Source organism: Pseudoalteromonas carrageenovora IAM 12662, from assembly GCF_900239935.1.
Taxonomy (GTDB): domain Bacteria; phylum Pseudomonadota; class Gammaproteobacteria; order Enterobacterales; family Alteromonadaceae; genus Pseudoalteromonas; species Pseudoalteromonas carrageenovora.
Genome location: NZ_LT965928.1, coordinates 2,158,167 through 2,183,201, shown reverse-complemented (window position 1 = coordinate 2,183,201; position 25,035 = coordinate 2,158,167). Strand labels below are relative to the sequence as shown.

Sequence of the window (25,035 nt, the reverse complement as noted above, 5' to 3'; positions counted from 1 at the left end):
TTAGTTTTTATATACTGGGGCAAATAAACCTCGAAAGGTTAATACACCATAAACATTAATGTACTAACTTGTCGGTTGCAATAATCAATAAGTAGATACCATACCAAATTATAACACTACCTAATACAATACGGGTCCAAGGATGGTTTATTATGCTATTAAGTTTTTGCGCCGCTAAGCCAAGTGTGATCATGGCTGGAAATGTACCTAGTGCAAAGCATAACATTACAATAGCGCCATCAAAGGCTGTAGGGCTCGTCATTGCCCACGTTAATGCTGAATAAACCAAACCACACGGAAGCCAGCCCCATAACGCGCCATAACCCAATGCTTTAACTGTTGAGTCAACGGGCATTAAATATTTATTAAGCTTAACAATATGCTGCCAAATAAGCGTTTTGCCTATTTTCTCTAACCATTGCAATGTAGGACCTAAACGCATTATATAAACGCCTACCAAAAGCATAAATATTGCTGCAATAAATGAAAGCGTTATAGAAAATGATGTATTTTGTTTAGCAAATTGGCTACTTATACCCGCAACAAGTGAGCCAGCAACCATGTAGCTTAATGCTCGCCCAATATTATAAGCGAATGAGTAGGTAAGTGTTTTACGCTTGTCGCTGGCTAATTGTAAAGAGCTTGCAATACCTCCGCACATAGCAAGGCAGTGGCCGCTACCAATTAGGCCCATAAAAAAAGCGCTAATATAAAGAGGGTCAATCATTACTTTTGTTGTGTTGCTCTTTATCATCTTCAAACAAAATACTGTGACCTTGTTTGTTTAAATCAGAAAATTGTTCGCTTTTAACAGCCCAAAAAAATACACCAATGGCAATAATGACGAACAATATAGCAATCGGGATCAAAATATAAATTATGCTCATAACTTTAAAAGCCTTAGTGAATTGCTAATAACAATAATTGAGCTGGCAGACATTCCAATAACGGCCATCCATGGAGCAACAAGACCAAGGGCTGCGAGCGGCAAGATAGAGGCATTATACAATAAAGACAGGGCAAGGTTTTGCTTAATAATACGCCTAGTTTGCTTAGCCACATTTAATAGGTGATCAATTGACGCTAAATCACTATTTAATAGCACTACATCAGCGCTATTTTTAGAAATATCAGCGCCGGTTTCCATTGCAATAGATAAATGAGCACTGGCAAATACGGGGCTGTCGTTAATGCCATCACCCACCATTGCAACCACCTCATTTTGCGATGACCATTGCTCTACAGCAGTTTGTTTATCTTTAGGTGAGAGGCCTGTTTGCACACTTTCAAGTTTTAGCTGCTTAGCAATTTTTTGCCCTGCATCGGAAGCGTCACCCGTTAGCATATGGCAGCTTAAATTTTGCGACTGCAAAGAGCTAATAAGTTTTGTAGCATCACTTTTTACTTTATCAACAAAATAAAAACGCGCAACTACTTGTTTGTTTATATACAAACTGGCTTGAGCGTTGGTTTTTTTACTCTCAAACCAGCCGCTTTTACCAATAGCATAATGGTTAGCTGCATTTTGTGCGCTAATACCGAGGCCAGGGTGCACCTCTATATTATTTAAATCATGTTTAGCAGGGGGGTATCCGTTAAATGCACTTGCTATAGGGTGCTCAGAATAACGCTCAAGCTGAGCCGCTATTTCTAAAACGTCAGCTTTGCTGTAGTTTTCATCAAATATATCTACCGCGTCGAGTGTAAATTTTCCTTGGGTAAGCGTGCCTGTTTTATCAAAAGCAAATAATGTCAGTTGTGAGAGCGTTTCAAGTACATGCGCTTGCTTTATCAATATGCCTTTTCGAGTAAGTGTTGCAACGGCGCACGTAAGTGCGGTTGGAATAGCTAAACTCAAAGCACATGGGCAAGTGGCAACCAGTACCGAAATAGTGATCCAAAAGGCGTGCTCAGGATCTATTTGATACCAACCAATAGCAGTTATAGAGGCAAATATAAGTAAAGATGCAATAAACCACTGAGCTACTTTATCGGTTATCTCCACTAATTTAGGGCGCTTGGTTAATGCATTGTGTTGCAAGCGAATAATTTGGTTTAAAAGCGTGTTTTGGCCAATTTTATTAATTTTTATTTCTATTACGCCATCGTGATTAACGCAGCCGGCGTAAACATTGTGACCAATAAATTTAGTAACAGGTTGATGCTCGCCGGTCATCATTGACTCATCGACTGTTGTTTTACCTTTAACTAACTCACCGTCGGCTGGAATAGTTTCGCCAGCTTTTATGAGTACTATATCGTTTAGTTTTAGTTTTTTTGCAGCAATAATGTGCTCATTGCCGTTTTCATCGAGTGTGCGGGCAGTAAGAGGGAGTAGTTTTTGTAAGTTAGCTGTAAATTCACTGGCTTTTAATCGGGCTCTAAATTCTAAGTATTTACCTAGCAATAGCAAAAAGGTAAACATACAAACTGATTCAAAATAAACTTCGCCCACTTGCATAAACGTAGCATAGCAACTAGCACCATAAGCCCCAAAAATAGCAAGCGATACGGGTAAATCCATGTTGAGTTGCTTGGCTTTCAAACCATTAACGGCATTAGTTAAAAAGGGCAGGGCGCTGTACAAAATAACCGGCGAGGCAAGCACTAAGCTTATCCACCTAAAATATTGCTCAAAGTTGCTATCCATTCCTGAGAACATGCCAAAGTACATGGCAAATGCGAACATCATTACTTGCATGGTCATCAGCCCAGCAACACCTAAACGACGTATATAAGCTTTAGCTGTTTGCTGCTTTTGTTGGGCTTCTGTATCAGCTTGGAACGGGTAGGCTTTGTAGCCAATTTTAGCCAAAGCGGTAATGATTTCACTCAGTGGTGTGTTTGTTTTATCCCACTGGATCATAGCGCGGTTAGTTGAGGTGTTTACGTCAACGCGCTTAACTGTTTTTAAGCTTAGTAGTTGCTTTTCGATAAGCCAGGCACACGCGGCACAGGTAATGCCTTCAACACTTAATAATACTTCAGAGATGTTGTCGTTTGTGGCTATAAACTCATCTTGTATGTCTTCATTGTCGTAGCTTTTTATAAACGCGAGTTGCTCTGGTACTAATTGCTCTACTTTACCGGCTCGAACAGTACGGTATTTGTAGTAGTCGGTCATGCCTTGATCAACAATGTTTTGCGCAACCGCTTGGCAGCCAATACAACACATTGGCTGCGATGTGTTATCTATAATAACAGTTGCACTAAACCCTTTAGGCACACTCTCAAGACAATGAAAGCAAGAAGTACTCATATTTACTACTACTTATAATTAGGCGCAACTAACAGAGGCTGCTCTGTTGGAAGTGTGATGTTTTCTTTTAACTTCCAGCTGCCATCTATAGGCTCTATAAACACAGAGTAGGCGCCCGGTGTATAGTTTTCGAGTAGGGCTGTAAATTCTTTATTAGCATTTGAAGTTAATGTGGCGGCAAAGTCATGGGCTTTGATGGTGCGATGATAAAATGATAATTTTAATGCAGGTACATTACTATAATCGCCTTTAGTAAATTTAAAACTAACGCGTTCATCAGTAACATTAAGCTCGCCGTGTAAAAAGAGTGCTTTGGCTTTTTCAAACTTAGTAAGCTCTAAATTAATAGCTTTACCTTTTTTGTAGTAATCATCTACCACCATGTCTGGGCCATTGCCCACAGCAGTAATAATTAACGTTATGCACCCAATAATGGCCGCGAGAGGAAAAAAGATTAAAAACCAAGGCCAAAAATTTTTATACCACGGAGTAGGTTGCATAGTTGCTCTAAAATTAGTTTAGGTGGGGTTATTTTATAGCAAATATTTGTAAAAGACTAAAAAAAAGCCTCCGACTGGAGGCTTTTTTGATCTGGATTAATCTATTGAAATAAAAAGATTAATTATTGGTTAACTCGATGTTTATTTATCTTGCGATAAGCTGTAAACATACGCAGTTAACAAGTGAATTTTATCTTCACCTAAAATGTCTTTCCATGCTGGCATAACACCGGCGCGGCCATGATTAAGCGTTTCTTCAACAGCGCGTTGAGAGCCACCATATAACCAAATGTTATCTGTTAGGTTAGGTGCACCAAACGGTAAGTTATGTGCAACAGACCCTTTACCATCAGCACCGTGACACGCTGCACACATGGCAAACTTAGCGGCGCCAGCGGCTGCATCTTTTTGGTTAACAGTACGACCAGATAAGCTAAGAACATGAGCCGTCATTTCTTTTACGCCTTGCTCACCAAGTGCAGCACCCCAAGAAGGCATTGCAGCTATACGACCATAAAGAAGTGTTTCTTTAATTTTGTCAGGTGAACCACCGTATAACCAATCTTTATCAGTTAGGTTAGGGAAGCCAGTTCCACCACGGGCATCAGAGCCATGACACTGAGCACAGTTTTGCGAAAATAAACGCTGACCAATCTCAAGTGCTAATTGACCATCTGTTTGCTCGTGTTTATCACCATTTTCAAGAGCAACTTGCTGCGCTGCATCACCTTCAAATTTAGAATTAACTAAATCTAAAACGGGTACTTGTGCAAGTTTGTTGAAAATTGGACCAAAACGCTCTTCTGCAGCTTCGTACTCTTTATCAAGTTTAACAAAACGGCCTTCTTCTTTAGCATCCGCAACTGCTTTTTTAGATTCAGCTAAAGACGTAATACCCTGATTAGAGCTAGTCCATTTACCTAAACCTTCCCAGTTACCTAAACCTGGGTAAGCTGCAAGGTAATATACAGACCAAACAAATGTTGCAAAGAACATGTACGTCCACCATTTTGGTAGTGGATTGTTTAGCTCTGTAATACCGTCATATTCATGCCCACAATCTTCACCTTCTTTAACGCCGGCATAGTTTTTAAGGTTCCAAACTAATAAGCTAAAGATGATAATTAAACAGGCTAGGGTTAAAACAATAACCCAAATACTCCAAAAGCTAGTCATTTTTCAGACTCCTTTTCCTCGTTAGAGAGTGTGTTGTTATGTTTTTTTTCATCTTCAAAAATGGCATTAGCAGCGTTATCAAAACGATTTTTGCTACGTTTGCTGTATGCCCATACAACAATCACAATAAACAATACTAAAATTACCAGAGTCAAAATGCCTCTGTATGTTCCGTAATCCATAATTTTTTACTTCAAGTGGGTGCCAAGTTGCTGTAAATACGCGATCAAGGCTTGCATTTCTGTTGCGCCTTCGCCGTTATTCATAGCGTTAACTTTTTCAACATCTGCTTGAAGCTCTTCGTCGCTGCCATAACCTAAACCCGGGTGTTTTGGGTTTTCAGGGTTGATAGCAAAAGTATCACGGAAAATTTGTAGTTTTTTCAGAGTTAGGCTTGTATCAACCGTTGTCTCTGCTAACCAAGGAAAACCTGGCATGTTCGACTCAGGAACCACGGCACGTGGGTCAACTAAGTGAGCATAATGCCAATCGTCCGAGTAACGTTTACCTACACGAGCAAGGTCAGGGCCAGTACGTTTAGAACCCCATTGGAAAGGGTGATCCCATACTGACTCGCCAGCTACAGAGTAGTGGCCATAACGCTCAACTTCATCGCGAAAAGGGCGGATCATTTGTGAGTGACAGTTGTAACAACCTTCACGTACATAAATGTCTCGGCCTTCCATTTCAAGCGCGTTAAGTGGGCGCAGGCCTTCAACAGGTTTAGTCGTATCGTCTTGGAACATTAGCGGAGTAATTTCAACTAATGCACCAAAACTAATAGCAAAAACAGTCAGAATAGCCATTAGGCCAACGTTCTTTTCTACTATTTCATGTTTGTTTTGTGAATTTTTATTGCTCATCATCTCACTCCGTTATGCTAATTGTGCTTGCGCGTCTAACTTCAGTGATTCTTTTTCAGCTGAAATTGTACGGAAAACGTTATAAGCCATAACTAACATACCTGTTACGATGAATACACCGCCTACAAAGCGCATAATGTAGAAAGGATGCGACGCTTCTAAAGACTGAACGAAGCTGTACATTAATGTACCGTCAGAGTTAACTGCACGCCACATTAGACCTTGCATAACACCTGAAATCCACATTGCAACAATGTAAAGTACAACACCTACCGTGTGTAACCAGAAATGGGTGTTAACCAATTTAACGCTGTACATACGACCTTGTGCGAATAACGCAGGGATAAGGTGGTAAATAGCACCAATTGAGATCATAGCAACCCAACCTAGTGCACCTGAGTGTACGTGGCCGATTGTCCAATCTGTGTAGTGAGATAACGCATTTACAGATTTAATTGCCATCATTGGGCCTTCAAAGGTAGACATACCGTAGAAAGACAATGAAACAACTAAGAAACGCAATACTGGGTCGGTGCGAAGCTTATGCCAAGCGCCAGACAGGGTCATGATGCCGTTAATCATACCACCCCAAGATGGAACGAATAAGATAATAGACATAACCATACCCAAACTTTGCGTCCAATCAGGAAGTGCAGTGTAGTGAAGGTGGTGAGGACCTGCCCAAATGTATAATGAGATAAGTGCCCAAAAGTGAACTACCGATAAGCGATATGAGTAAACTGGGCGGCCTGCTTGTTTTGGTACAAAGTAATACATCATACCTAAGAAACCAGCAGTTAGTAGGAAACCTACAGCGTTGTGACCGTACCACCACTGAACCATTGCATCTACAGCACCTGCGTAGATAGAATATGATTTAGTTAACGATACTGGTACTGCCATGCTGTTTACAATGTGTAGCACTGCAACAGTAATAATAAAGCCAGCGTAGAACCAGTTAGCAACGTAGATGTGCGACACTTTACGCTTGATTAAAGTACCAAAAAATACTATTGCGTAAACAATCCAAACCACAGCGATTAAAATATCGATTGGCCATTCAAGTTCTGCGTATTCTTTTGAGCTAGTAATACCAAGTGGTAATGTAATCACTGCTAGTACAATAACGAGCTGCCATCCCCAAAATGAAAAGGCGGCGAGTTTGTCTGAGAAAAGACGCGTTTGACAAGTACGTTGAACGACGTAATAAGACGTCGCAAAAAGTGCACTGGTACCAAATGCGAAAATTACTGCGTTCGTGTGTAACGGACGTAGTCGAGAGTAAGTTAACCATGGTGTATCAAAGTTAAGTGCTGGCCAAGCTAATTGGGCAGCAATCAGAACCCCAATACTCATGCCAACGATGCCCCAAATCACTGTCATAATAGCGAATTGGCGTACAACCTTATAGTTATACTCAGTTTGTGATGCTACTGTTTGGCTCATTTTCTGGCTTCCGCTGCAATAAATGCGTTTAGAAATGAATTACCCACTTTAAAAAAGTGGGGCCTACTATTTTTCTCAAGCGTGTTACCTAAAACGTTCAAAGCCTGAATGCTTCAGAAAACAAACTCGAGAAACCCTTATTTTTTGCGGGTGAAATGATAAATTTTTTGGCCTAAAAAAGATAGGTCAATTACATAAAATTATGACATCAATCAAACTTTGTGAGCTTGTTGTTTATTTTTTGATACAGTTTGTGCCTAATTTGCTCTAATAATAACACTCACACTTGTTATTTATAGTCGTGATTATTAGTATTTGCTTTTCTTTGCTGCGACATTGTTATGCTTATATATAGGTTAAGTTTATTTACTGCGTTGATTTTTTTATTAACAGCGTGTGATTTTTCTAAAAATTCAGACGTCAAATTACTTAAAAACGCCAAATGTGAAGCTAATTTACCATGTACTTTTTCAAACGGTGTTAAAGTATGGTTAAGCGAGAAAAACCTTTCACCAGAAACTCCATTTACTATTTTTAGCGACTTACCTGCAAACATACAAATTGAAGATGCCAAGCTAAAAGGGATCACTATGTATATGGGTTATATTCCGCAATTTTTTAAAAAGCATAATGACTTATGGCAAAGTAATACGATGGTTGGTATTTGCTCAGAAAAAAACATGCTATGGGATTTAGAGCTAATAGTAAAAAACTCCACCACATCACAAATTGATACTCTCAACTATTATTTTTATGTAACTTACTAAATTTAATCTTCACTATACTGTACGTGCTTTATTCTATTCAGATCATTAAAGCTCAGTGCCTGATAAAACCTCTACAATTCTCACTCGCTGTAAAAGTAACCTTAAAAAGTTCAATTTTTAATTGCCGCTGAACAAAAAACAAATCCAAAATTCCTTTGTAAGTAACTAATTAAGACTATTTAGCCGGTAACTATGCATAAATATGGTTAGTAATTAACATTTAGTTTTACGCTTTTAATAATGTGCTGTGATCAAGTTGTTAATTTGTCTATTTTTGGTACAAAACTCAAGTAATTACATTTGATTACAAAGTGAATCACTTTGGTTTCAGCTGTGTTTATAATGTTTCTATATTTATTTATAGTATTGTTTTCAATATGTATTTATTAATTAACACTGAAACATAATGTAACCTATGTACCTAAAATGGTTATTCTATTTTGTTGTGTGATATAAAACGAACTGCTGTTAAGTTTTCGTTCAGTTAAAAGCGCCTAAGTTGCCCACCTGACTCACTATTCTAATAAAAAGTGAGCATTACCAATTAAGGTAAATTTCCAACAAGTAGGGTTTATTCATGAAAAAGTCAACTCTTGGTTTAGCTGTAATTGCAGCATTCCCAATGTTCTCAAGTGTGCAAGTTCTAGCTGCTGAAGACTCAGCACAAGCAATCGAAAAAATTCAAGTAACGGGTTCTCGCATTAAGCGCGCAGATATGGAAACCGCTAGCCCAGTTACTATTATCGGTGCTGACGATATCACTGCTTCAGGCGCTGTATCAGTAGACTCTGTACTACAAAAAATGACCGCTACAGGCGGCGCAATGACTAACCCAGGTATTAATAATGGGTCTGGTGGTAATGCATCAATTGATTTACGTGGTTTAGGTTCACAACGTACTTTAGTACTTGTAAACGGCCGTCGTATGATCAACTCAGGTACAGGTGCTGCTTCTACCGTTGATTTGAATACTATTCCGGTATCTATGATCAAGCACATTGAAGTACTTAAAGATGGCGCATCTGCTGTTTATGGTACGGATGCTGTTGCAGGTGTTGTAAATATTATCTTAAAAGATGACTTTGAAGGCTTAGACCTTAACGTTAAATCAGCAATCACTACTGAAGGTGATGCAGATGAAACGTCTTTTGATATCACTATGGGTGGTAACTTCGGTCGTGGTAATGTTGTAATCGGTTTACAGTATACAGACCGTGGCGATGCTTCTCAGGCAGATCGTAGTTTTTCTGATTGTCCATTAACTGAAGATGGCGATGGCAGTGCTCCATACTGTTCTGGTTCTTCTTATACGCCTAATGGCCATGTTTGGTCAGGTGATGAATCTTTGCAAGGTCAAGCTGATGATGGCTGGCACGACTTTGGTACTAGTGACGCTTACAACTATTCGCAATCTAGCTACTTATATACGCCAATGCGTCGTTTAAACCTTACAGGTATTGGTAGCTTTGATTTAACTGATGACACGCGTTTATACTCTGAGTTTACATACTCAAAACGTTGGTCAGAGCAGCAATTAGCGCCTCAACCAGTATGGTTCGACTTTGACTACGCTGAATGGATGGGTGATTCTTTAATCGACCAAAACATTAACTACGGTGATGAAGTTTCTTACGGCCGCCGTATGGTAGACACTGGTACACGTGATTCATCTCAAGTAGTTGATACAGTTCGTTCTGTTATCGGTGCTGCAGGTTATTTAGATAATGGCTTAGAGTGGGATACATCAGTTATTTTTGGTCGTAATGACTCAGTGGATCGCTTAAGCAACCTTCACAACATGGGTTCAATTCAAAGCGAAATTGAAGCTGGTAACTTTAACCCTCTTTCACAAGCTTCATGGTCAAGCAGCAGCTTTAGTGACTATGTTTACACCGAGCAAAACTCAGGTGGTAGTCAATTGTTTATGATTACAGCTGCGCTTTCTGGTGAGTTAATGGAAGTACCAGCGGGCTTTGTAGGTTTTGCAGCAGGTCTTGAGCGTCGTGAAGAAAAAGCATGGTACACACCAGATTCTATCACTTCACAAGGTCTTGCGAATGACCCACGTGTTGATGCAACAAGCGGTCGTTTTGATGTAAACGAAGCATACCTTGAACTTGCTATTCCTTTAGTTGCTGATGCTTACCTAGCACAGAATGTAGAATTAAGCGCTGCGATCCGTGCTTTTGACTACAGCACATTTGGTTCTGATGAAACGTGGAAACTTGGTTTAACTTGGCGCGTAAACGACGAACTAATGCTTCGTGGTGTTCGCTCTACAGCTTTCCGTGCTCCTACAGTTGCTGAGTTATACTCAGGTGATTCTCCATCTTACGAGCAAGTTAGCTTTACAGGTGCACAAGATCAAGCTGAAGTTACAGTGGGCGGTAATGACCAATTAACACCTGAGTTAGCTGATACAGTTACTGTTGGTGTAGTTTACGAACCAGAGTGGTTTGATGGCTTCTCAATGACGTTAGATTACTACGACATTGAAATTGAAAACGCTATTGCTACAGTAAATAACCAATACATTGTTGACTCATGTCTTGCATCAGATGGCTCTTTAGCTAATCAATCAACAGCACTTTGTAGTTCAGCAAATATTGATTTTAACCAAAGCACTGGTCGTATCTCGTTTAATAACCAACTACAAAACGTAGGTTATGAGCAAACAAAAGGTTATGACTTAAACTTAAATTACAAATTTGATTTAGCTGGTCTTGCTTGGAACACGTCATTAGATGTTACTTACCTTGACGAATACACTGTTGATGTTATTGAATCAAGCATTGATTACGCTGGTTTAATCACTTCTGGTATTGGTGGTTATGCTGACGTTAAAGCAAACTTTGAGTTAGATGTTAAAGGTGATGTTTGGTCTGCGAATTACAAAGCACGTTACATTGCTGGAATGGATAGCTACAGCTGTCTAGGTAAAGAATCTACATGTTATGCACCAACAACACCATCTGTTGTTTACCATGATGTAAGTGGTTCTTACTTTATCAGTGAAATGGTATCGTTAACCGCTGGTGTAAATAACTTATTTGATAAGCAACCACCATACTACTCAGGTAACAACGATTCTAACACTGACCCGTACACATACGATGTACTTGGTCGTCGTGTATTTGCTGGTGTAAACGTTAAGTTTTAATTAGCACATTAATCGTATTAAGGCTCAGTTTTTACTGGGCCTTTTTTATTGAACAAAACAAAGGAGACAAGTACACTTAATACCATTATTAGAAGGAGAACTGATTGTTAAAGCAAGACGAAAACTTATCTTTTGTCATTGAACCAGAGCTCAACCCGCGTGCTGAGCAGCGTATTGATCTGTATTTTTCTATACCCAATGAAATGGGTATTAACCCACAAACTCTCACTGAAGAATCTTACTTTAATAACCACTTTAAATCGCACTTAGCGTATAACGCTAACAACATTCACTTACCCTTAGTAAGAAGCCGTTTTGTTAGTAAAAACAAAGGTGAGCAACAAGATTACCGCCAAAACCTTAATTTGTTTTGCTATCAGGTTCGTCTAGCGCTTGATGCTGATATACGAGACGCACTTAAAATTGAAGATGTTGAAGATTTTTTCCAGCGAGCTATCGAGTTATTTGGCCAAAGTGAAGGATTACTTAAAAAGCTTAGGCGTTACACACCTGATGATGAAAAACTAATCCCATTTTTTACTAATGCTGATAACTATTTAAGCTGGCATGTTGAGCAGTCATTTTTAAAGCTATTAGATGAAGGTCCACGTAGTAGCGATTTTGCAAAAGAACGTAATGATCTACTGCAATTTTGTAAAAACGAGAATAGTTACCGCGGAGAAAAAAACTATAACTCCGAAACCACATTACAAGACGCAAACCGTATAACCAATAAAATGCGTCTGCTACAACGTCTAATAGAGCATGGCGTTATTTTACAGCGGCAAACACGGTTTCTTAATAGCTACCTTAAACGTTTAGTTAAAGGCACAGTGACTGCGGTTATTATGGCATTTGTAATGGTGGTAATACTAAACGCCCGCTCAACCTTTACGGAGGTAACTGCCACGCTAATATTAATTTTAGGGGTTATTTACGGGCTACGTGAAATATTTAAAGAAGATATAACACGGGTAATTTGGCGGGCTATTGTTCGCGGTCGGCCTAAATGGCGTTTTAGTTTTAAAAACAGTATTAGCAAAGATAAAATAGCCAGCCAATTTATTTGGCTAGAATATGTTCGATTTAAAAAAATTCCGCAAGAAGTTAAATCAATATTTTCAAAGCGTCGCCAGCAAAATAAGCAAGCGGCGCAGTGGCTGCACTTTGCAAGCGAAACACGAGTAAGCGCAAAAGAGTTTTTACCAGGGTACGATACGCTACAGCAAACATTGCAGTTTAATTTAGCGCCATTTGCGCGTTATTTAAAACGTGGTGAAGGTAAGTTATACCATTTAGATAGTAATAAAATATCTAAACAAGGGGTAGAGCGGCGTTATCAGTTAAATATGGTACTTGTATTAACTGAGGAAGATAAAAAGCTTTACCAGCGCTATAAAATAACGCTAAACCGCAGTAAAATCATAAATATAGAACTTATTTACTCTAAAAAGTAGGTTTATAGCCATACATTAAAAAAGGGGGATAGATGAAATCTATCCCCCTTTTTTAATTATTTAAACGTTACTTAGTTAGCTAAACCATGTTTGCTATATAACGTCACTTTGTCTGAAACAAGTGTAATTTCGATATTTTTAGATTCGTCGCCCCAAACACAGTTTGTGTGCAGTGTTTTTTCAACACAGTTATCAGCACTGCCTAAAATGGCTTCTACTTCAGTTTTGTCCATGCCTACTTTAATTTTTTCATAGCTTTCTAGATTTACTTTAGAACACGCTGCAAGGCTTAAGGTAGCTGCGATGATAAGGAATTTTTTCATTGTTATATCCTGCTAAATATTAATGTTTAAATTTTCTAATTTGGACAATCATGCCCATTCGAGGGTGATCAAAGTAATGTACTTCGCCACTTATTACACGTCTAAACTGCGAAAAGCGGGCTGATTCTATATTGCCGTTTTCTAGCTTTTGGCTAATATCAAAATTAGCTGTAATGTATAAATAATGTCGTAAATGTATTTTAAATAAACCATCTAGCTCCCATTCAACATTTGCCTTGTCAGGGTCGTCGAAAAGCTCAGGTTGCGTATTTAATAAGCTTACAAAGTCAGGATTTGAATAGCTTGGAATAACATTATTATCACTTTTAATATGTTTTCCAGCTATTAAATGCATGCTCGGTGCTCGTGACTTACTGGCGCCTTCAAAGCGCCATCCGGTATGCAAAATAGGTGTTAACCCTTTTCTGTCGAGCTGACGCAATTGAGTTTTAAACTGTAGTTGTTCAGGTGCTAACAAATAGGTTTGCTGCATATGATCCTGTGCTGCTACTTGTGGCGTTACAGGTAATTCATCGTAGCTTTGCATGTAATCAGTGCTGTCGTCGCATACACCAGATTGCGGGTTTGAGTTAACTAATGAATCAGTAAAAGAGTGCTTTTTAAAACGCGCGTCGCCATCTATACAAGCTTGCATTGCTTGCTCTGTATAAATAGGTGTCATTAAATCTAGGCTGTTTTTATCTTCAATAGTGTCGTGTTTAAGCGTAAAGTCTTCTTGTAAGTATGGAGCAGGGCGCTGCTTAAATACCAGTACTTCAACTTCAAACCAACGTTCTGCAAATGCAGTGCTGCTAAATAAGCAACATAAAACAATAAGCGATTTTTTTAGCAACATTAATGGCTAACCTTTTTTTCGAAATCTGCAATCATTGCAGTGACCATTTTTAAGCGTTCGCGAGCGTTAGCTTCACTAATTGCGAAGCGCAGTTTATTTGCGCCATCCATTTTGTACACCTTAGGTGCACTTTGTATCAAGCCAATGATGAAGCTAGGGTTAACCTTCGTGTTTTGACTAAACTCAAAGTAGCCCCCTTTAGGGTTTGCTTCAATTTTTGTTATACCTAAATTACTCGCTTGCATTTTAAGCTGTTGCAAACTAAATAGATTTTTAGCAGCGTCAGGCAGTAAGCCAAAGCGGTCTATTAGCTCTACTTGTAATTCATCCATATCAGCAAGACTAGCACAACTTGCTACGCGCTTGTACATGCCAAGACGCGCATTAACATCGTGAATGTAGTCATCAGGTAGTAATGCAGGGAGTTTTAAATCTACTTCTGTTTGTTTTTGTAATAGGTTTTCAAGGGTTGGCTCTTTGCCTTCACGTAACGCATTTACGGCTTGTTCAAGCATTTCCATGTACAAACTAAAACCAATTGTTTGCATTTGCCCTGATTGATCGTCACCTAATAACTCACCGGCACCGCGTATTTCTAAATCGTGAGTTGCAAGAGCAAAGCCTGCGCCTAAATCTTCGAGTGACTCTATGGCTTGCAAGCGTTTTGATGCATCTTTAGATAAAGATTTAGGATCGCCAGTTAACAAATAAGCATACGCTTGGTGATGGCTTCGTCCTACACGTCCTCGTAATTGGTGTAACTGAGCAAGACCAAGCTTATCGGCTCTGTCCATAATAATAGTGTTTGCAGTGGGTACATCTATTCCGGTTTCGATAATAGTGGTACACACCAGTACGTTGTATTTTTGGTGATAAAAATCAGCCATTATTTGCTCAAGTTCTTGCTCGCGCATTTGCCCGTGAGCTGAGGTCACACTTGCTTCTGGCACCCATTCACTAATTTCTTGAGATACACGTTCAATGGTTTCTACGTTGTTGTGTAAAAAGTATACTTGGCCACCGCGTTTAATTTCACGAAGTACTGCCTCGCGAATTAAATCACTATCTCGTTGGCGTACAAACGTTTTAACAGCTAAACGCTTAGCTGGCGGGGTCGCAATAATAGATAAATCACGCATACCACTCATAGCCATATTCAAAGTACGTGGTATTGGCGTTGCAGTTAGTGTGAGTATATCTACATCAGCACGTAGTGCTTTAATTTTTTCTTTTTGGCGAACACCAAAGCGATGCTCTTCATCTACAATTAGTAAACCTAAGTCGCTAAAATTAATGTCTTGCTGGATGAGTTTATGGGTACCAATAACTATATCTAACTTACCATCAGCCATTTTTTCAAGAGTGTCTTTTTGCTGCTTGCTTGAGTTAAAGCGTGAAAGCACACCCACTTCAATTGGAAAGTCAGCAAAACGGTCTTTAAAGTTTTCATAGTGCTGTTGAGCTAGCAAGGTGGTAGGCACTAATACAGCAACTTGTTTATTATCGTTAACCGCTACAAAAGCAGCGCGCATGGCTACCTCTGTTTTACCAAACCCTACATCACCACATACTAATCGGTCCATGGCTTGTTTTGATTGCATATCGCCAAGTACGGCTTCTATTGCGTTACGCTGATCGTCGGTTTCTTCAAAAGGGAAACTGTCGCTAAATTGACGATATGTTTGTCCATCAAGCGTAAATTTGTTGCCTGGTTTGGCTTGTCGCTGAGCATAAATATCAAGAAGCTCTGCAGCTACGTCTCGCACTTTTTCAGCCGCACGTTTTTTAGCTTTTTCCCACGCGTCTGATCCTAATTTATGTAGTGGGGCACTGGCCTCTTCACCACCAGAGTATCGGCTAAGCATATGCAGCGCTGATACTGGTACATAGAGTTTAGCTTCACTGGCGTAGGTGATAGTTACAAACTCGGTAATAACACCTGCGGCATCTATTGTTTGCAGCCCTTGGTAGCGGCCAACACCATGATCTAGGTGAACAATAGGTTGACCCTCTTTAAGCTCGGCTAAGTTTCGTATAAGTGCATCTTGGCTTGCTTCGTATTTGTGTTTACGACGCCTACGCTGCGATACTTTAATACCTAATAATTCTTGCTCGGTAATAATAGCAAGGCTTGGCTTAGTGCCAAGGACCACACTTTGCTCAAGCGGGCTTACAATTAAACCTACGTCGCTGTCGCTTTTTGTAAATTGCTCTAGCGTGTCAAACTCTTTAAATTTAATGCCACTTGGTTTTAATACACTTAATAGCGATTCTCGGCGTCCGTCTGATTCAACGCTTAGTAAAATACGGCCTTTGTTCTTTTTTTGCTGGGCAACGTAATTTATAAATGCACCATATGGTTCATGTTGCTTATGATCTATACGAATGGCTGGTAATTCACTAACGCTTAGATTTTTATTGCCTGCTTTAGTGCCAAGCTTGGCAAGTGATAAGCGAATACGAGAAAATTCACCTAAGTTAGAAAATAGCTCATTAATTGGCTGATATAACTCTGTTGGCTCTAATAATGGGCGTAGTGGATCTACTCGGCGGTTTTCGTAGCGTACATTTACGTCGTGCCAAAAGTTATCTGCAGCATGCTCTAAATCGCCTAGTTGCATTACTGTGGTTGTATCTGGTAAGTAATCAAAAATAGTGGCGAGTTTTTCAAAAAACAAAGGCATGTAGTATTCAATACCTGCCGGCCAAGTGCCTTTACTAACTTGCATGTAAACAGAGTCTTGCTCTGAGCTTGCGCCAAACTTTTCTCGGTAATTTATTCTAAAGCGTTCAACGTCAGCTTCGTTTGTAGGAAACTCGTGAGCAGGAAGTAATTCAATTTTATCTACTTTTTCGTCAGAACGCTGGGTTTCTACATCAAATAAGCGAATGGTATCAAGCTCGTCATCAAAAAAGTCGAGCCTAAATGGGTGTGGGCTACCCATAGGATATAAATCAACTATAGAGCCGCGAATAGCATACTCGCCGTGCTCCATAACTTGTTGCACGTGTAAATAACCAGCTTGCTCTAAGTTGCTACGTAAGTTATGAGTATCGAGCTTATCGTCTACTTTAAAATTAAGTGTAGATCCGTAAATAAATGAAGCAGGCGCAGTACGGAGCATTAATGTAGATACAGGCACAATTAAAACGCTTTGTTTTTCGTTTTTAAGGGTGTTAAGTGTGGCTAAACGCGCTGAAATTATATCTTGATGAGGGGAGAAGTGATCGTAGGGCAGAGTTTCCCAATCAGGAAAAACCATTACCGGATTATCGGGTAACAGGTATTCAAGCTCGGTTTCAAGGCGTAAAGCACTTGGCGTATCAGGCGTTACAATTAAAACCAAGTCATCTTGTTGTTTTACGCCCTCAGCAATGGCAATACTTAAACCACTGCCACTAAGCTGCCCCCATTGAATTTTATCTTTTTGAGATTTTACCCAAGGCAAGGCTGCCCATTGCTCAAACGCCATTTATTACTCCATTTACAATGTGGCGCTTGTGTGCAAGCGCCATAATATTATTTAGTCTCGGTAAATTTTTGTTAGGTCTTGGTAATGATCAATTCTACGGTCGCGTAAATACGGCCATATACGTCTTACGTTTTCAGACGCTTTTTGATCAAGTTCTACCACTAAAATTTGCTCATCAGTGTTATTGGCCTCTGCCAATATCTCACCTTGTGGGCCTGCAATAAATGAGTTGCCCCAAAATGCAATACCTTCGCTTTGCGCACTTGGATCGCTCTCATGGCCTACTCGGTTACAGCTAATCACAGGCACGCCATTGGCAACAGCGTGGGCACGCTGAACAATAACCCATGCATCTTTTTGACGGGCTTGTTCATCGTTATCATCACGTGGATCCCAGCCAATTGCAGTTGGGTAAATTAATATTTCAGCACCAGCCATTGCCATTAAGCGCGCTGCTTCTGGGAACCATTGATCCCAACAAACTAATACGCCTAATTTACCTACAGAGGTTTGAATCGGCTCAAAACCTAAATCACCTGGGGTAAAATAAAATTTCTCGTAAAAACCAGGGTCATCAGGAATATGCATTTTTCGGTATTTACCGGCAATGCTGCCGTCTTTTTCAAGGACTATAGCGGTATTGTGGTATAAGCCTGTCGCGCGTTTTTCAAATAAAGAGGCAACAATGACTATTCCGAGCTCTTTGGCAAGCTCGCCTAAGGTATTACTACTTGGGCCCGGAATTGTTTCAGCTAAATCAAATACGTCTACGTCTTCAGTTTGGCAAAAGTAAAGGCTGCGGTGCAGCTCCTGTAAAACAACTAGCTGTGCGCCTTGCTTGGCTGCATCGCGAATTCCGGCAATTGATTTTGCCATATTTTGCTCTGCGTTATTGCTATTAGATTGTTGTACTAAGGCTACATTTAATTTTGCAGGGCTTGTCATTGTGCTGCTCCAGCTAAAAATCCACGAGGTAGTTGCATGGTAATACAGTGCAAACTGCCAAATTGTTCAATAATAGGTTGGCAATTAATGCCGATAATTTCATGCGTTGGATACGCTTTTTGAATTTGCGAAAGGGCAAGTTCGTCATTTATATCGTTATAAGTAGGTACTAAAACCGCGTTATTTATAATTAAATAGTTAGCGTAGGTTGCAGGTAAACGCGTATTCTCATTGTCGTATGCTGCTTTTGGCCAAGGCAATGCAATTAAAGTATATGGGGTGTTATTTGCTGTTTTAAAGCTCTTTAGCTGTTTTTCCATCGCGCTTAAGGCGCTAAAATGTTCATCATTTTCATCATCACACTTTACATACACCAGTGTATTATTAGGCGCAAAACGCACTAAGGTATCAATGTGGCTGTCGGTGTCGTCACCCGCTAAATAGCCATGCTCTAGCCATAAAAAATCGGTAGCGCCTAAATGGCTTTTTAAGAGGCTCTCTATTTCGTCAGCTGATAAATCAGGGTTACGGTTTTTATTGAGTAAACATTCGCTAGTTGTAAGTAAAACGCCGTGTTCGTTTATTTCAATACCACCGCCTTCAAGCACCATATCAATTTCTTGATACTGGTTATTTGTATCGCCAAGCGCTTTTACCAAGCTTTTATTAATTTGATTATCAAGCGCGCTTTCAAATTTATTGCCCCAACCATTAAATGTAAAATCAACCACATTTAGCTCAAGCGGATTGTTTATTGATGCACACGTTAAAGGGCCATGATCGCGTGCCCATGTATCGTTTGTAGGGGTAACTAGAAAATGAACTCGGCTTAAATCAATAGCGGCGTTTTTAAGCAGCGCTGTTATACTAATTTTTAATGCTTCACTGTGGGCTACTATTACAAGCTGTTGCTTGTGTGTTATTTGCTTTGCAAGCTCAACATAAACGGGTTCTACACGCGCTAAATTATCAGCCCAGTCGGTGTCTATATGCGGCCAAGTTAGCATTACAGCATCTTGCTCAGCCCATTCTGGTAAAAGTCTAAAGTTCATGAAATTTTGATACAAATTAAGGTGCCGCTAGTTTAGCATTTTACGTAAATATGTCAGCTAATTATCACTGTTAGGTTCAGCATTAACTTGTTCAAGTTCTTGGCGTTTTTTTAGTTGGCGTGTTTGGGCGTGTAAGCTTGCTCTTACTACAAGCTCTTGGTCGGTAGTTCTGATTGATGTAAACAGCATAGTGTATTGATAATGTTCATTATCTTTTTTCTCAACAGCAACTACTTCGGTATAACAATACACTGCAGAAGCTTCGTGATGCAAAAATAGCTTCGTTCTGAATGCTTGGCCAATTGAATAAACGTCTGGGGAGGTAAAGCGAATACCGCCACCGCCATAGCTGTCACATTGAATGGCGCTATCTTGTGCTTGCTCAGAGGCTAAAATATGGCTCATGATTAAATCAATTTTACGAGACTGCGCCTGTAAAAAGGCGGCTAGTTCTTGCGCAACATCACCTAAATTTCTAAGCGGGCGTAAAGAACTTTGCTCAAGCTCACTGACCTCATTAGCTAACCTAAATAGGGGAGGGATGTCGTCTTCAAGTTCAAGTTGCGATTTAGGAACTTGGTTGTCAGATACCGCGAATAAATTCACTCTTATACTTTCATTTATTTGAAAATACTCTTCAAATTCGCTTAATCTTTGGCTTTTCATAACTATCTCCACTACGCATTAGCTAACTCGAGTAAACCCATACAAAGCAGCTATTTACGGCGCTATCTACATAGAATTTACGGCTACTATTTACAGGTAAATTTGCTTTGTTTTTACTAAAACCTACTGAATCGAGAAAGTGTATTTAAATATCATTACAGTTCAATATGTTAGTAACTTTTCAACCAAAGTTTAGTTTAGCTAAATAGTAGCGTTGTAAGGGAGAAATTACTAGGTCTATTAATCTGTCGGCCTTACACCCATATAAAATAAGTAAAACTGAGCAAAGCATTCGCGTTCTGTTCTTGGGCGTTATCCATATCCATTAAGCATTTATCAAACATAAAAAAGCGGCCAATGTCATCCTAACATCGGCCGCTTGGGTATTGATTAATTAGCGTATAAACGTGCTTACTTAAGTAGAGCGACTAATTCATGTAAATCTTTCACAACGTGATCTGGTTTTTTTGCAAGTGGGTAAAGCGCTTTACCTGGGCGTGCAATAAATGTAGTTTGTAATCCGGCTTCTTTAGCGCCTGCTACATCCCAACCATGTGCTGCTACCATCATTGCTTCATTTGGCGCTACATTTAACTTTTTGAGTACCCACTCGTAAGCACGTAAATCTGGTTTGTATATTTTAATATCTTCAATGCTGTAACGCGCATCAAAGTAAGACATTAAACCAGCGCTTTCAAACTGTGCCTTAACACCTTTGTTTGAAGAATTAGTAAGGCTTACTAACTTATAGCCTTGTGCTTTAAGTTTTGCCAGTCCTTCTTTAACATCATTATGTGGTGGGAGTGTTAAAAGCGGGGTGACAATGGCTGTTTTTGCTTGTTCACTTGTTATGTCTATATTGTTATTTTGTGCCACCATCATTAGCGATGCCACACCAATTTGTCCAAAATCGTGGTAACTACCGCTTACTGTATCTACTAATGAGTGGTGCAACATTGTAGAGAACCATAAAGGTAGTAAATCTTCTCGACCACCTAGCGCTTTACCAATTGAGGTACGCATTGATGTTAAATCAAGGAGTGTTTCGTTAACATCGAAAATAAGTACTTTAGGTTTTTCTTGAGTTTTCATTTCATCAGCCATCGCATAGCCAGAAACTAAGCTTGAGCCGACAAGTAGTGAAAGAGTAAGGTTTTTTAACGATTTTAAAATAGACATTAATTTTGCTCCGATTCAAGTGCTGCCATAATATCAATAGGCTCTGCACGTAGGGTGTAGTCTTCGTTTAAGAATGCGTAAGTAATAACGCCTTCTTGGTTAATTACGTATGTTGCGGGTAGTGGTAATTTAAAGCTTTTATCACCGTAGTAGTGCTCAAAATCAATTCCAAACTGTGTATAAAGTGCTTGAATGCGCTCATCGAGTGTAAACAATAAGCCAAACTGCTCTGCTACTTTATTACACACATCTGACAGTACATCGAAATCTAGTTCATTTTTTTGTTTAGTTGAGAGTGTTTCATCAGGTAACTGTGGTGAAATAGCAATTAACTGGGCACTTTGCGTTTTAAATTGCGCTAAGTAATCGTTCAGTGCTTTTAACTCTAAATTACAATAAGGACACCAACTACCACGGTAAAAGCTAACTATTACTGGGCCTTTATTTAATAAATCATTAAGCTCGATACTTTCACCGTTATGATTTACTAAGCTAAAGTTTTCTACCTTTGCACCAATTTGTAAGGCGTTACCTTTAATGTGCTGAGCTATAAGCTCTTCATTTGTTGTGTCCATTAATGCGAGTACATCAGCAGGTAATTTTGCTTCTTTTTGCACATTGTATGCATCTATTTGTGCTTTTAAACTCATTACTAAATCTCAAATTAAAACATATTGCGATTATGTGTGTTCTAGTTATTTAAATAAACATTGCAAAACTGAAAGCTTCATTCGAAAATATTAAACATTGAAAACACATCTAAGCTAGCCAATGTACAATTTAAGTGATTTAGAAACCTTTATTGCGGTGGTCGAAAACAAGGGGGTATTGGCTGCAGCGCGTGAGCAGCGACTATCACCCGCAACTGTAAGTCACAGGCTTAGTAAACTAGAACGAGAACTAGCCACTGTTTTAGTTTTTAGAGATAGCAGAAGAGTAAGGTTATCGCCTGCTGGTGAATTATTTTACAGCCGTGTCGGTGCCATAATTGAAGCACTACATGACGCCGAACATAGTATAGGTGCACGTAGCTCATCGGTAAGTGGTTTGTTGCGCGTTACTATGCCGCCTTGGATTTTTTCAAAATATGTAATGCCAAAACTGACTGAGTTTGAGAGTAAGTATCCACAGCTTAAGCTCGATTTTTTAATAACTGACCATTTTGTGAATGTAGTGGATGACGCGCAAGATGTAGCGATACGAGTGGGCACATTAACAGACTCAGGGCTGCTTTCTCGCAAGATAGTTAATAACAGCCGTTTACTTTGTGCTGCGCCTAGTTATATAAAAAAGCATGGTATGCCTGCAACACTAGCTCAATTAGAAGAGCATTATTGGGTATGCTTACCTTGGCAAAGGCAACTTAAGTTATTTGATGAGCACGGTGGTATAAATACATTTAATGCAAAAACGCGTTTTACTATTTCTAACTCAGATAACATGACACAGGCTGCTATTGCAGGGCACGGTATTGCTATCAAATCTAAAATAGCGATCAGCGAAGAGCTAAAAAGCGGTGCGCTTGTTGAAGTTATGCCGCATGTTATGGCGCAAAGTGATGCTCCGGTGTGGTTTTTACGCCCGCAAAACAGTTTAACAACGCGTAAAACAGATGTGTTTTATGAATTTATGAAATCATTATTTTTGAGCTGTAAATAATCTATTGTAGCCGCGTTTTAACCCTGATATAAGTAAAAAACCAAGCAGTTCAGCAAGCACTGCAATTATAATGGCGCTAATAATTGCTGCTATTATAGAGTCTTTTTTTAGCACTATTTGGCCTTCAAAGCGCTGCCATACCTGTTGCTTAATATCGCTTAGGTTGCTCGTTAGAGTAAAAACATAAGGCGATTGCTTAAATTGCTCAACCGCTAACTGGAGCGATTGCTGACGCATATTAAGGGTATGAATATGTTCAGCGCCTTTGCCTACAATTTTATCGCCTAAATTTTTATAGTGTTTTATTAGTTTATTTAAATCGTTATTAAAGTATGTGGCAGCGTCATTTTTAAAAGGTGAAATTGCGTTATTTGCTTCAATTAATTGTGCATTGAGCGCTTGACCAAAATCACTTACATAGGCCGGAATTTGTACCCCTAGCAGCAACCCACAAGCAAAAAAACTAAGTCGAATATAATCTAAAAATTTACTCATTTATGTTCTTATCCATTTAAATAACGCTAAATTAACATTTAATCTTGTTTTTATGCCAAAAACTCGTAACCTGTTGGTAATAAAAATAACAACAGGTGCGTGTTAAGGATGACGAAAAAAGTAAAAATCACGTCAACATTTGTTGATATTTCGAAGCAACTAAAGCGCTTTGTATCGCGTATAGTTCAGCCCGACGATGTAGAAGACATTGTGCAAGAAACGTTTATAAAAAGCTATGAAGCTGATTTAAAACAAGACATTCAGTTTACCCGCAGTTATATGCTCAAAACAGCAAAGCACTTAGCACTTAACCATATTGCTAAATGGGATAACAAATTTAATGATTCGTTAGAGCATGATAACGAATTACCCGTATTACTCAAATCAATGCAGCTTGAAGATGAATACACATCTAAAGAGCGCTTTTTACTTTTTTGTAGAGCTACCGAGCAACTAAGCTCGTCTATTCGTAAATGCTTTATATTAAAAAAAGTATACGGTATGAGCCAAAAAGAGATAGCAGAACAAATGCAGTTAAGTCAAAGTACTGTTGAAAAACACATTGCAAAAGGGTTATTACAAACCATGCTTTATATGCGTGAGTATGAACAAGGCAATGAAGTACACCCAAAAGCACAGGCTCACCCTATTTCAGTAGGGAGGGTTGCAGAATGAGTAACGTTCATCAATTTAATTCAAAAGATCTCATTTTAGAGAAATCATGTGACTGGATAAGTGCCATCGATCGGGGTTTGACCGATGATGAAAAAGAGCAATTTAAATTATGGATGATGCAAAGTACGGCTCATCAAGACGCTATTTATGAACTAGCCCAATTATGGGATGAGTTATCTGTATTAAATGAGTTAAGTAATTTATTTCCACAGCACAATAGTGCAAAAGAATCTAAAAAGAAGTGGATGTTTTCTTATTCAATTGCAGCGAGTTTATTTGCTGCGTTAATGGTATGCAGCTACTTATTAATTAATTTAGAAAACGGCTATAACCAAGAGCTTGCGAAAGTTAATTACACTAAAATTTACAAAACAAAAGTAGGTGAACAATCCACTTACGTTCTGCCAGATGGCACTATTGTGCAGCTTAATACCAATAGTTTATTAGAGGTTGCATACAGTAAAGGGCGCAGGCAGTTGTTACTCAGCAGAGGGGAGGGGCGTTTTAATGTAGCAAAAGACGCAACACGTCCGTTTAGTGTTATGGCAGGTGATAAAAGTTTTACAGCCCTTGGCACGGTATTCAATGTGCAGCGCAATACGTCATCAGACTTAGAGCTTGTAGTGACTGAAGGTAAAGTGATGATCACTGATCCGAGCGTAGCCGTTGATGCTAACGACTTTAAAGATTATCAGCTTGCAGATAATAGCACGCAAAAAATTCGTAAAATTAACGCCAATATTGTTATCTCTGGCGAAAAAGCAGTTATAGAGCAAAGTGTTACTAAACCTATCACTCAGCTTTCAATGGGCGATGTACAACGTGATTTAGCTTGGCAAAACGGCATGCTTATTTTTAATGGTGAACAGCTAAGTGATGCACTAAATGAAGTAAGTAGATACACATCGACTCGTTTTGAATTGTCGTCCGATGCACTGGCGAGTATAAAAGTAGCTGGCGTGTTTAAAGCCGGTGATGTGGAAGGTTTATTAGAAAGTTTACACACTAACTTTTCGATTGAACATGAGCGTTTAGGTGAGCATGTAGTAACGCTAAAACACCACACAGAATCATAAGTAGACGT

General features: G+C 39.3%; 23 protein-coding genes. 6 read left to right on the top strand and 17 right to left on the bottom strand.

Features of this window, described 5'->3' with window-relative positions:
* Window positions 1-55 precede the first annotated feature (55 nt).
* The 8 genes from ALFOR1_RS09860 to ccoN form a co-directional block, all read right to left on the bottom strand.
* On the bottom strand, window positions 56-727 hold the full coding sequence (locus ALFOR1_RS09860; protein WP_104642859.1) for a sulfite exporter TauE/SafE family protein: 672 nt from the start codon (window positions 725-727) through the stop codon (window positions 56-58).
* Complete coding sequence (gene ccoS / locus ALFOR1_RS09855; RefSeq protein WP_002963071.1) at window positions 720-887, bottom strand: cbb3-type cytochrome oxidase assembly protein CcoS; 168 nt, start codon at window positions 885-887, stop codon at window positions 720-722. Before ccoS ends, ALFOR1_RS09860 begins: the two co-directional genes overlap by 8 nt.
* On the bottom strand, window positions 884-3,259 hold the full coding sequence (locus ALFOR1_RS09850; protein WP_104642858.1) for a heavy metal translocating P-type ATPase: 2,376 nt from the start codon (window positions 3,257-3,259) through the stop codon (window positions 884-886). Before ALFOR1_RS09850 ends, ccoS begins: the two co-directional genes overlap by 4 nt.
* Before the next feature lie 8 nt (window positions 3,260-3,267).
* On the bottom strand, window positions 3,268-3,759 hold the full coding sequence (locus tag ALFOR1_RS09845) for a FixH family protein (RefSeq protein WP_104642857.1): 492 nt from the start codon (window positions 3,757-3,759) through the stop codon (window positions 3,268-3,270).
* 141 nt (window positions 3,760-3,900) lie between these two features.
* Entirely contained in the window at window positions 3,901-4,935 is a 1,035-nt protein-coding gene (gene ccoP, locus ALFOR1_RS09840) for a cytochrome-c oxidase, cbb3-type subunit III (protein WP_104642856.1), read from the bottom strand.
* Window positions 4,932-5,117 carry a CcoQ/FixQ family Cbb3-type cytochrome c oxidase assembly chaperone gene (locus ALFOR1_RS09835; RefSeq protein WP_058549679.1) on the bottom strand — a complete coding sequence of 62 codons (186 nt, stop codon included), beginning with the start codon at window positions 5,115-5,117 and terminating at the stop codon, window positions 4,932-4,934. Before ALFOR1_RS09835 ends, ccoP begins: the two co-directional genes overlap by 4 nt.
* 6 nt (window positions 5,118-5,123) lie before the next feature.
* Window positions 5,124-5,798 carry a cytochrome-c oxidase, cbb3-type subunit II gene (gene ccoO / locus ALFOR1_RS09830; RefSeq protein ID WP_058549800.1) on the bottom strand — a complete coding sequence of 225 codons (675 nt, stop codon included), beginning with the start codon at window positions 5,796-5,798 and terminating at the stop codon, window positions 5,124-5,126.
* A gap of 12 nt (window positions 5,799-5,810) precedes the next feature.
* A complete protein-coding gene (gene ccoN, locus ALFOR1_RS09825) occupies window positions 5,811-7,244 on the bottom strand; it encodes a cytochrome-c oxidase, cbb3-type subunit I (RefSeq protein WP_058549680.1) in 1,434 nt (477 codons plus the stop codon).
* A gap of 341 nt (window positions 7,245-7,585) precedes the next feature.
* Here ccoN and ALFOR1_RS09820 point away from each other — a divergent pair, with 341 nt between their 5' ends.
* The 3 genes from ALFOR1_RS09820 (at window position 7,586) to ALFOR1_RS09810 (ending at window position 12,628) form a co-directional block, all read left to right on the top strand.
* Window positions 7,586-8,011, top strand: a complete 426-nt coding sequence (locus tag ALFOR1_RS09820) for a hypothetical protein (RefSeq protein ID WP_104642855.1) — start codon at window positions 7,586-7,588, stop codon at window positions 8,009-8,011.
* A gap of 577 nt (window positions 8,012-8,588) precedes the next feature.
* A complete protein-coding gene (locus tag ALFOR1_RS09815) occupies window positions 8,589-11,171 on the top strand; it encodes a TonB-dependent receptor (protein ID WP_058549682.1) in 2,583 nt (860 codons plus the stop codon).
* A gap of 104 nt (window positions 11,172-11,275) precedes the next feature.
* Window positions 11,276-12,628: a hypothetical protein gene (locus ALFOR1_RS09810; protein WP_058549683.1), complete on the top strand. Its 1,353-nt coding sequence runs from the start codon at window positions 11,276-11,278 to the stop codon at window positions 12,626-12,628.
* Between the two features lie 71 nt (window positions 12,629-12,699).
* Here ALFOR1_RS09810 and ALFOR1_RS09805 read toward each other — a convergent pair whose 3' ends face one another.
* The 8 genes from ALFOR1_RS09805 to ALFOR1_RS09770 all read right to left on the bottom strand — a co-directional run bounded on the left by ALFOR1_RS09805 (window position 12,700) and on the right by ALFOR1_RS09770 (window position 21,772).
* Window positions 12,700-12,951 (bottom strand): hypothetical protein, encoded by a 252-nt coding sequence (locus ALFOR1_RS09805; protein WP_058549684.1) that lies wholly within the window; start codon window positions 12,949-12,951, stop codon window positions 12,700-12,702.
* Window positions 12,952-12,970: 19 nt separating this feature from the next.
* Window positions 12,971-13,807 (bottom strand): peptidoglycan binding protein CsiV, encoded by an 837-nt coding sequence (locus tag ALFOR1_RS09800; protein ID WP_104642854.1) that lies wholly within the window; start codon window positions 13,805-13,807, stop codon window positions 12,971-12,973.
* Window positions 13,807-17,280, bottom strand: coding sequence for a transcription-repair coupling factor (gene mfd, locus ALFOR1_RS09795; RefSeq protein ID WP_104642853.1), 3,474 nt, complete (start codon window positions 17,278-17,280; stop codon window positions 13,807-13,809). The genes ALFOR1_RS09800 and mfd overlap by 1 nt, the downstream gene beginning before the upstream one ends.
* A 51-nt stretch (window positions 17,281-17,331) precedes the next feature.
* Window positions 17,332-18,225 (bottom strand): carbon-nitrogen hydrolase, encoded by an 894-nt coding sequence (locus ALFOR1_RS09790; RefSeq protein ID WP_058549687.1) that lies wholly within the window; start codon window positions 18,223-18,225, stop codon window positions 17,332-17,334.
* Entirely contained in the window at window positions 18,222-19,277 is a 1,056-nt protein-coding gene (locus tag ALFOR1_RS09785) for an agmatine deiminase family protein (protein ID WP_104642852.1), read from the bottom strand. Before ALFOR1_RS09785 ends, ALFOR1_RS09790 begins: the two co-directional genes overlap by 4 nt.
* 57 nt (window positions 19,278-19,334) lie before the next feature.
* Complete coding sequence (locus ALFOR1_RS09780; RefSeq protein ID WP_058549689.1) at window positions 19,335-19,943, bottom strand: PilZ domain-containing protein; 609 nt, start codon at window positions 19,941-19,943, stop codon at window positions 19,335-19,337.
* Window positions 19,944-20,354: 411 nt separating this feature from the next.
* Window positions 20,355-21,122: a haloacid dehalogenase type II gene (locus ALFOR1_RS09775; RefSeq protein ID WP_058549690.1), complete on the bottom strand. Its 768-nt coding sequence runs from the start codon at window positions 21,120-21,122 to the stop codon at window positions 20,355-20,357.
* Window positions 21,122-21,772: a peroxiredoxin-like family protein gene (locus tag ALFOR1_RS09770; RefSeq protein ID WP_104642851.1), complete on the bottom strand. Its 651-nt coding sequence runs from the start codon at window positions 21,770-21,772 to the stop codon at window positions 21,122-21,124. Before ALFOR1_RS09770 ends, ALFOR1_RS09775 begins: the two co-directional genes overlap by 1 nt.
* 121 nt (window positions 21,773-21,893) lie before the next feature.
* Between ALFOR1_RS09770 and ALFOR1_RS09765 the strand changes: the two genes are divergently transcribed.
* Window positions 21,894-22,781, top strand: a complete 888-nt coding sequence (locus ALFOR1_RS09765) for a LysR family transcriptional regulator (RefSeq protein ID WP_104642850.1) — start codon at window positions 21,894-21,896, stop codon at window positions 22,779-22,781.
* Here the strand turns inward: ALFOR1_RS09765 and ALFOR1_RS09760 are convergent.
* Window positions 22,761-23,276, bottom strand: coding sequence for a DUF2937 family protein (locus ALFOR1_RS09760; RefSeq protein ID WP_104642849.1), 516 nt, complete (start codon window positions 23,274-23,276; stop codon window positions 22,761-22,763). The genes ALFOR1_RS09765 and ALFOR1_RS09760 overlap by 21 nt on opposite strands.
* Window positions 23,277-23,384: 108 nt before the next feature.
* On the opposite strand from ALFOR1_RS09760, the gene ALFOR1_RS09755 reads away from it, so the two are divergent.
* Both ALFOR1_RS09755 and ALFOR1_RS09750 read left to right on the top strand, forming a co-directional pair.
* On the top strand, window positions 23,385-23,951 hold the full coding sequence (locus ALFOR1_RS09755) for an RNA polymerase sigma factor (protein ID WP_058549694.1): 567 nt from the start codon (window positions 23,385-23,387) through the stop codon (window positions 23,949-23,951).
* Window positions 23,948-25,027, top strand: a complete 1,080-nt coding sequence (locus ALFOR1_RS09750; RefSeq protein ID WP_104642848.1) for a FecR family protein — start codon at window positions 23,948-23,950, stop codon at window positions 25,025-25,027. The genes ALFOR1_RS09755 and ALFOR1_RS09750 overlap by 4 nt, the downstream gene beginning before the upstream one ends.
* The last annotated feature ends 8 nt before the right edge of the window (window positions 25,028-25,035 follow it).

Excerpts from the sequence above, each read along its gene's own strand:
- ALFOR1_RS09785 (WP_104642852.1), bottom strand. The coding sequence starts at position 19,277 with ATGAACTTTAGACTTTTACCAGAATGGGCTGAGCAAGATGCTGTAATG.
- ALFOR1_RS09770 (WP_104642851.1), bottom strand. The coding sequence starts at position 21,772 with ATGAGTTTAAAAGCACAAATAGATGCATACAATGTGCAAAAAGAAGCA.
- ccoN (WP_058549680.1), bottom strand. The coding sequence starts at position 7,244 with ATGAGCCAAACAGTAGCATCACAAACTGAGTATAACTATAAGGTTGTA.
- ALFOR1_RS09845 (WP_104642857.1), bottom strand. The coding sequence starts at position 3,759 with ATGCAACCTACTCCGTGGTATAAAAATTTTTGGCCTTGGTTTTTAATC.
- ALFOR1_RS09820 (WP_104642855.1), top strand. The coding sequence starts at position 7,586 with ATGCTTATATATAGGTTAAGTTTATTTACTGCGTTGATTTTTTTATTA.
- ccoP (WP_104642856.1), bottom strand. The coding sequence starts at position 4,935 with ATGACTAGCTTTTGGAGTATTTGGGTTATTGTTTTAACCCTAGCCTGT.
- ALFOR1_RS09780 (WP_058549689.1), bottom strand. The coding sequence starts at position 19,943 with ATGAAAAGCCAAAGATTAAGCGAATTTGAAGAGTATTTTCAAATAAAT.
- ALFOR1_RS09790 (WP_058549687.1), bottom strand. The coding sequence starts at position 18,225 with ATGACAAGCCCTGCAAAATTAAATGTAGCCTTAGTACAACAATCTAAT.
- ALFOR1_RS09835 (WP_058549679.1), bottom strand. The coding sequence starts at position 5,117 with ATGGATTACGGAACATACAGAGGCATTTTGACTCTGGTAATTTTAGTA.
- ALFOR1_RS09800 (WP_104642854.1), bottom strand. The coding sequence starts at position 13,807 with ATGTTGCTAAAAAAATCGCTTATTGTTTTATGTTGCTTATTTAGCAGC.
- ALFOR1_RS09760 (WP_104642849.1), bottom strand. The coding sequence starts at position 23,276 with ATGAGTAAATTTTTAGATTATATTCGACTTAGTTTTTTTGCTTGTGGG.
- ALFOR1_RS09750 (WP_104642848.1), top strand. The coding sequence starts at position 23,948 with ATGAGTAACGTTCATCAATTTAATTCAAAAGATCTCATTTTAGAGAAA.
- ALFOR1_RS09850 (WP_104642858.1), bottom strand. The coding sequence starts at position 3,259 with ATGAGTACTTCTTGCTTTCATTGTCTTGAGAGTGTGCCTAAAGGGTTT.
- ALFOR1_RS09765 (WP_104642850.1), top strand. The coding sequence starts at position 21,894 with ATGTACAATTTAAGTGATTTAGAAACCTTTATTGCGGTGGTCGAAAAC.
- ccoS (WP_002963071.1), bottom strand. The coding sequence starts at position 887 with ATGAGCATAATTTATATTTTGATCCCGATTGCTATATTGTTCGTCATT.
- ALFOR1_RS09815 (WP_058549682.1), top strand. The coding sequence starts at position 8,589 with ATGAAAAAGTCAACTCTTGGTTTAGCTGTAATTGCAGCATTCCCAATG.
- ALFOR1_RS09805 (WP_058549684.1), bottom strand. The coding sequence starts at position 12,951 with ATGAAAAAATTCCTTATCATCGCAGCTACCTTAAGCCTTGCAGCGTGT.
- ALFOR1_RS09775 (WP_058549690.1), bottom strand. The coding sequence starts at position 21,122 with ATGTCTATTTTAAAATCGTTAAAAAACCTTACTCTTTCACTACTTGTC.
- ccoO (WP_058549800.1), bottom strand. The coding sequence starts at position 5,798 with ATGAGCAATAAAAATTCACAAAACAAACATGAAATAGTAGAAAAGAAC.
- ALFOR1_RS09755 (WP_058549694.1), top strand. The coding sequence starts at position 23,385 with ATGACGAAAAAAGTAAAAATCACGTCAACATTTGTTGATATTTCGAAG.
- ALFOR1_RS09860 (WP_104642859.1), bottom strand. The coding sequence starts at position 727 with ATGATTGACCCTCTTTATATTAGCGCTTTTTTTATGGGCCTAATTGGT.
- mfd (WP_104642853.1), bottom strand. The coding sequence starts at position 17,280 with ATGGCGTTTGAGCAATGGGCAGCCTTGCCTTGGGTAAAATCTCAAAAA.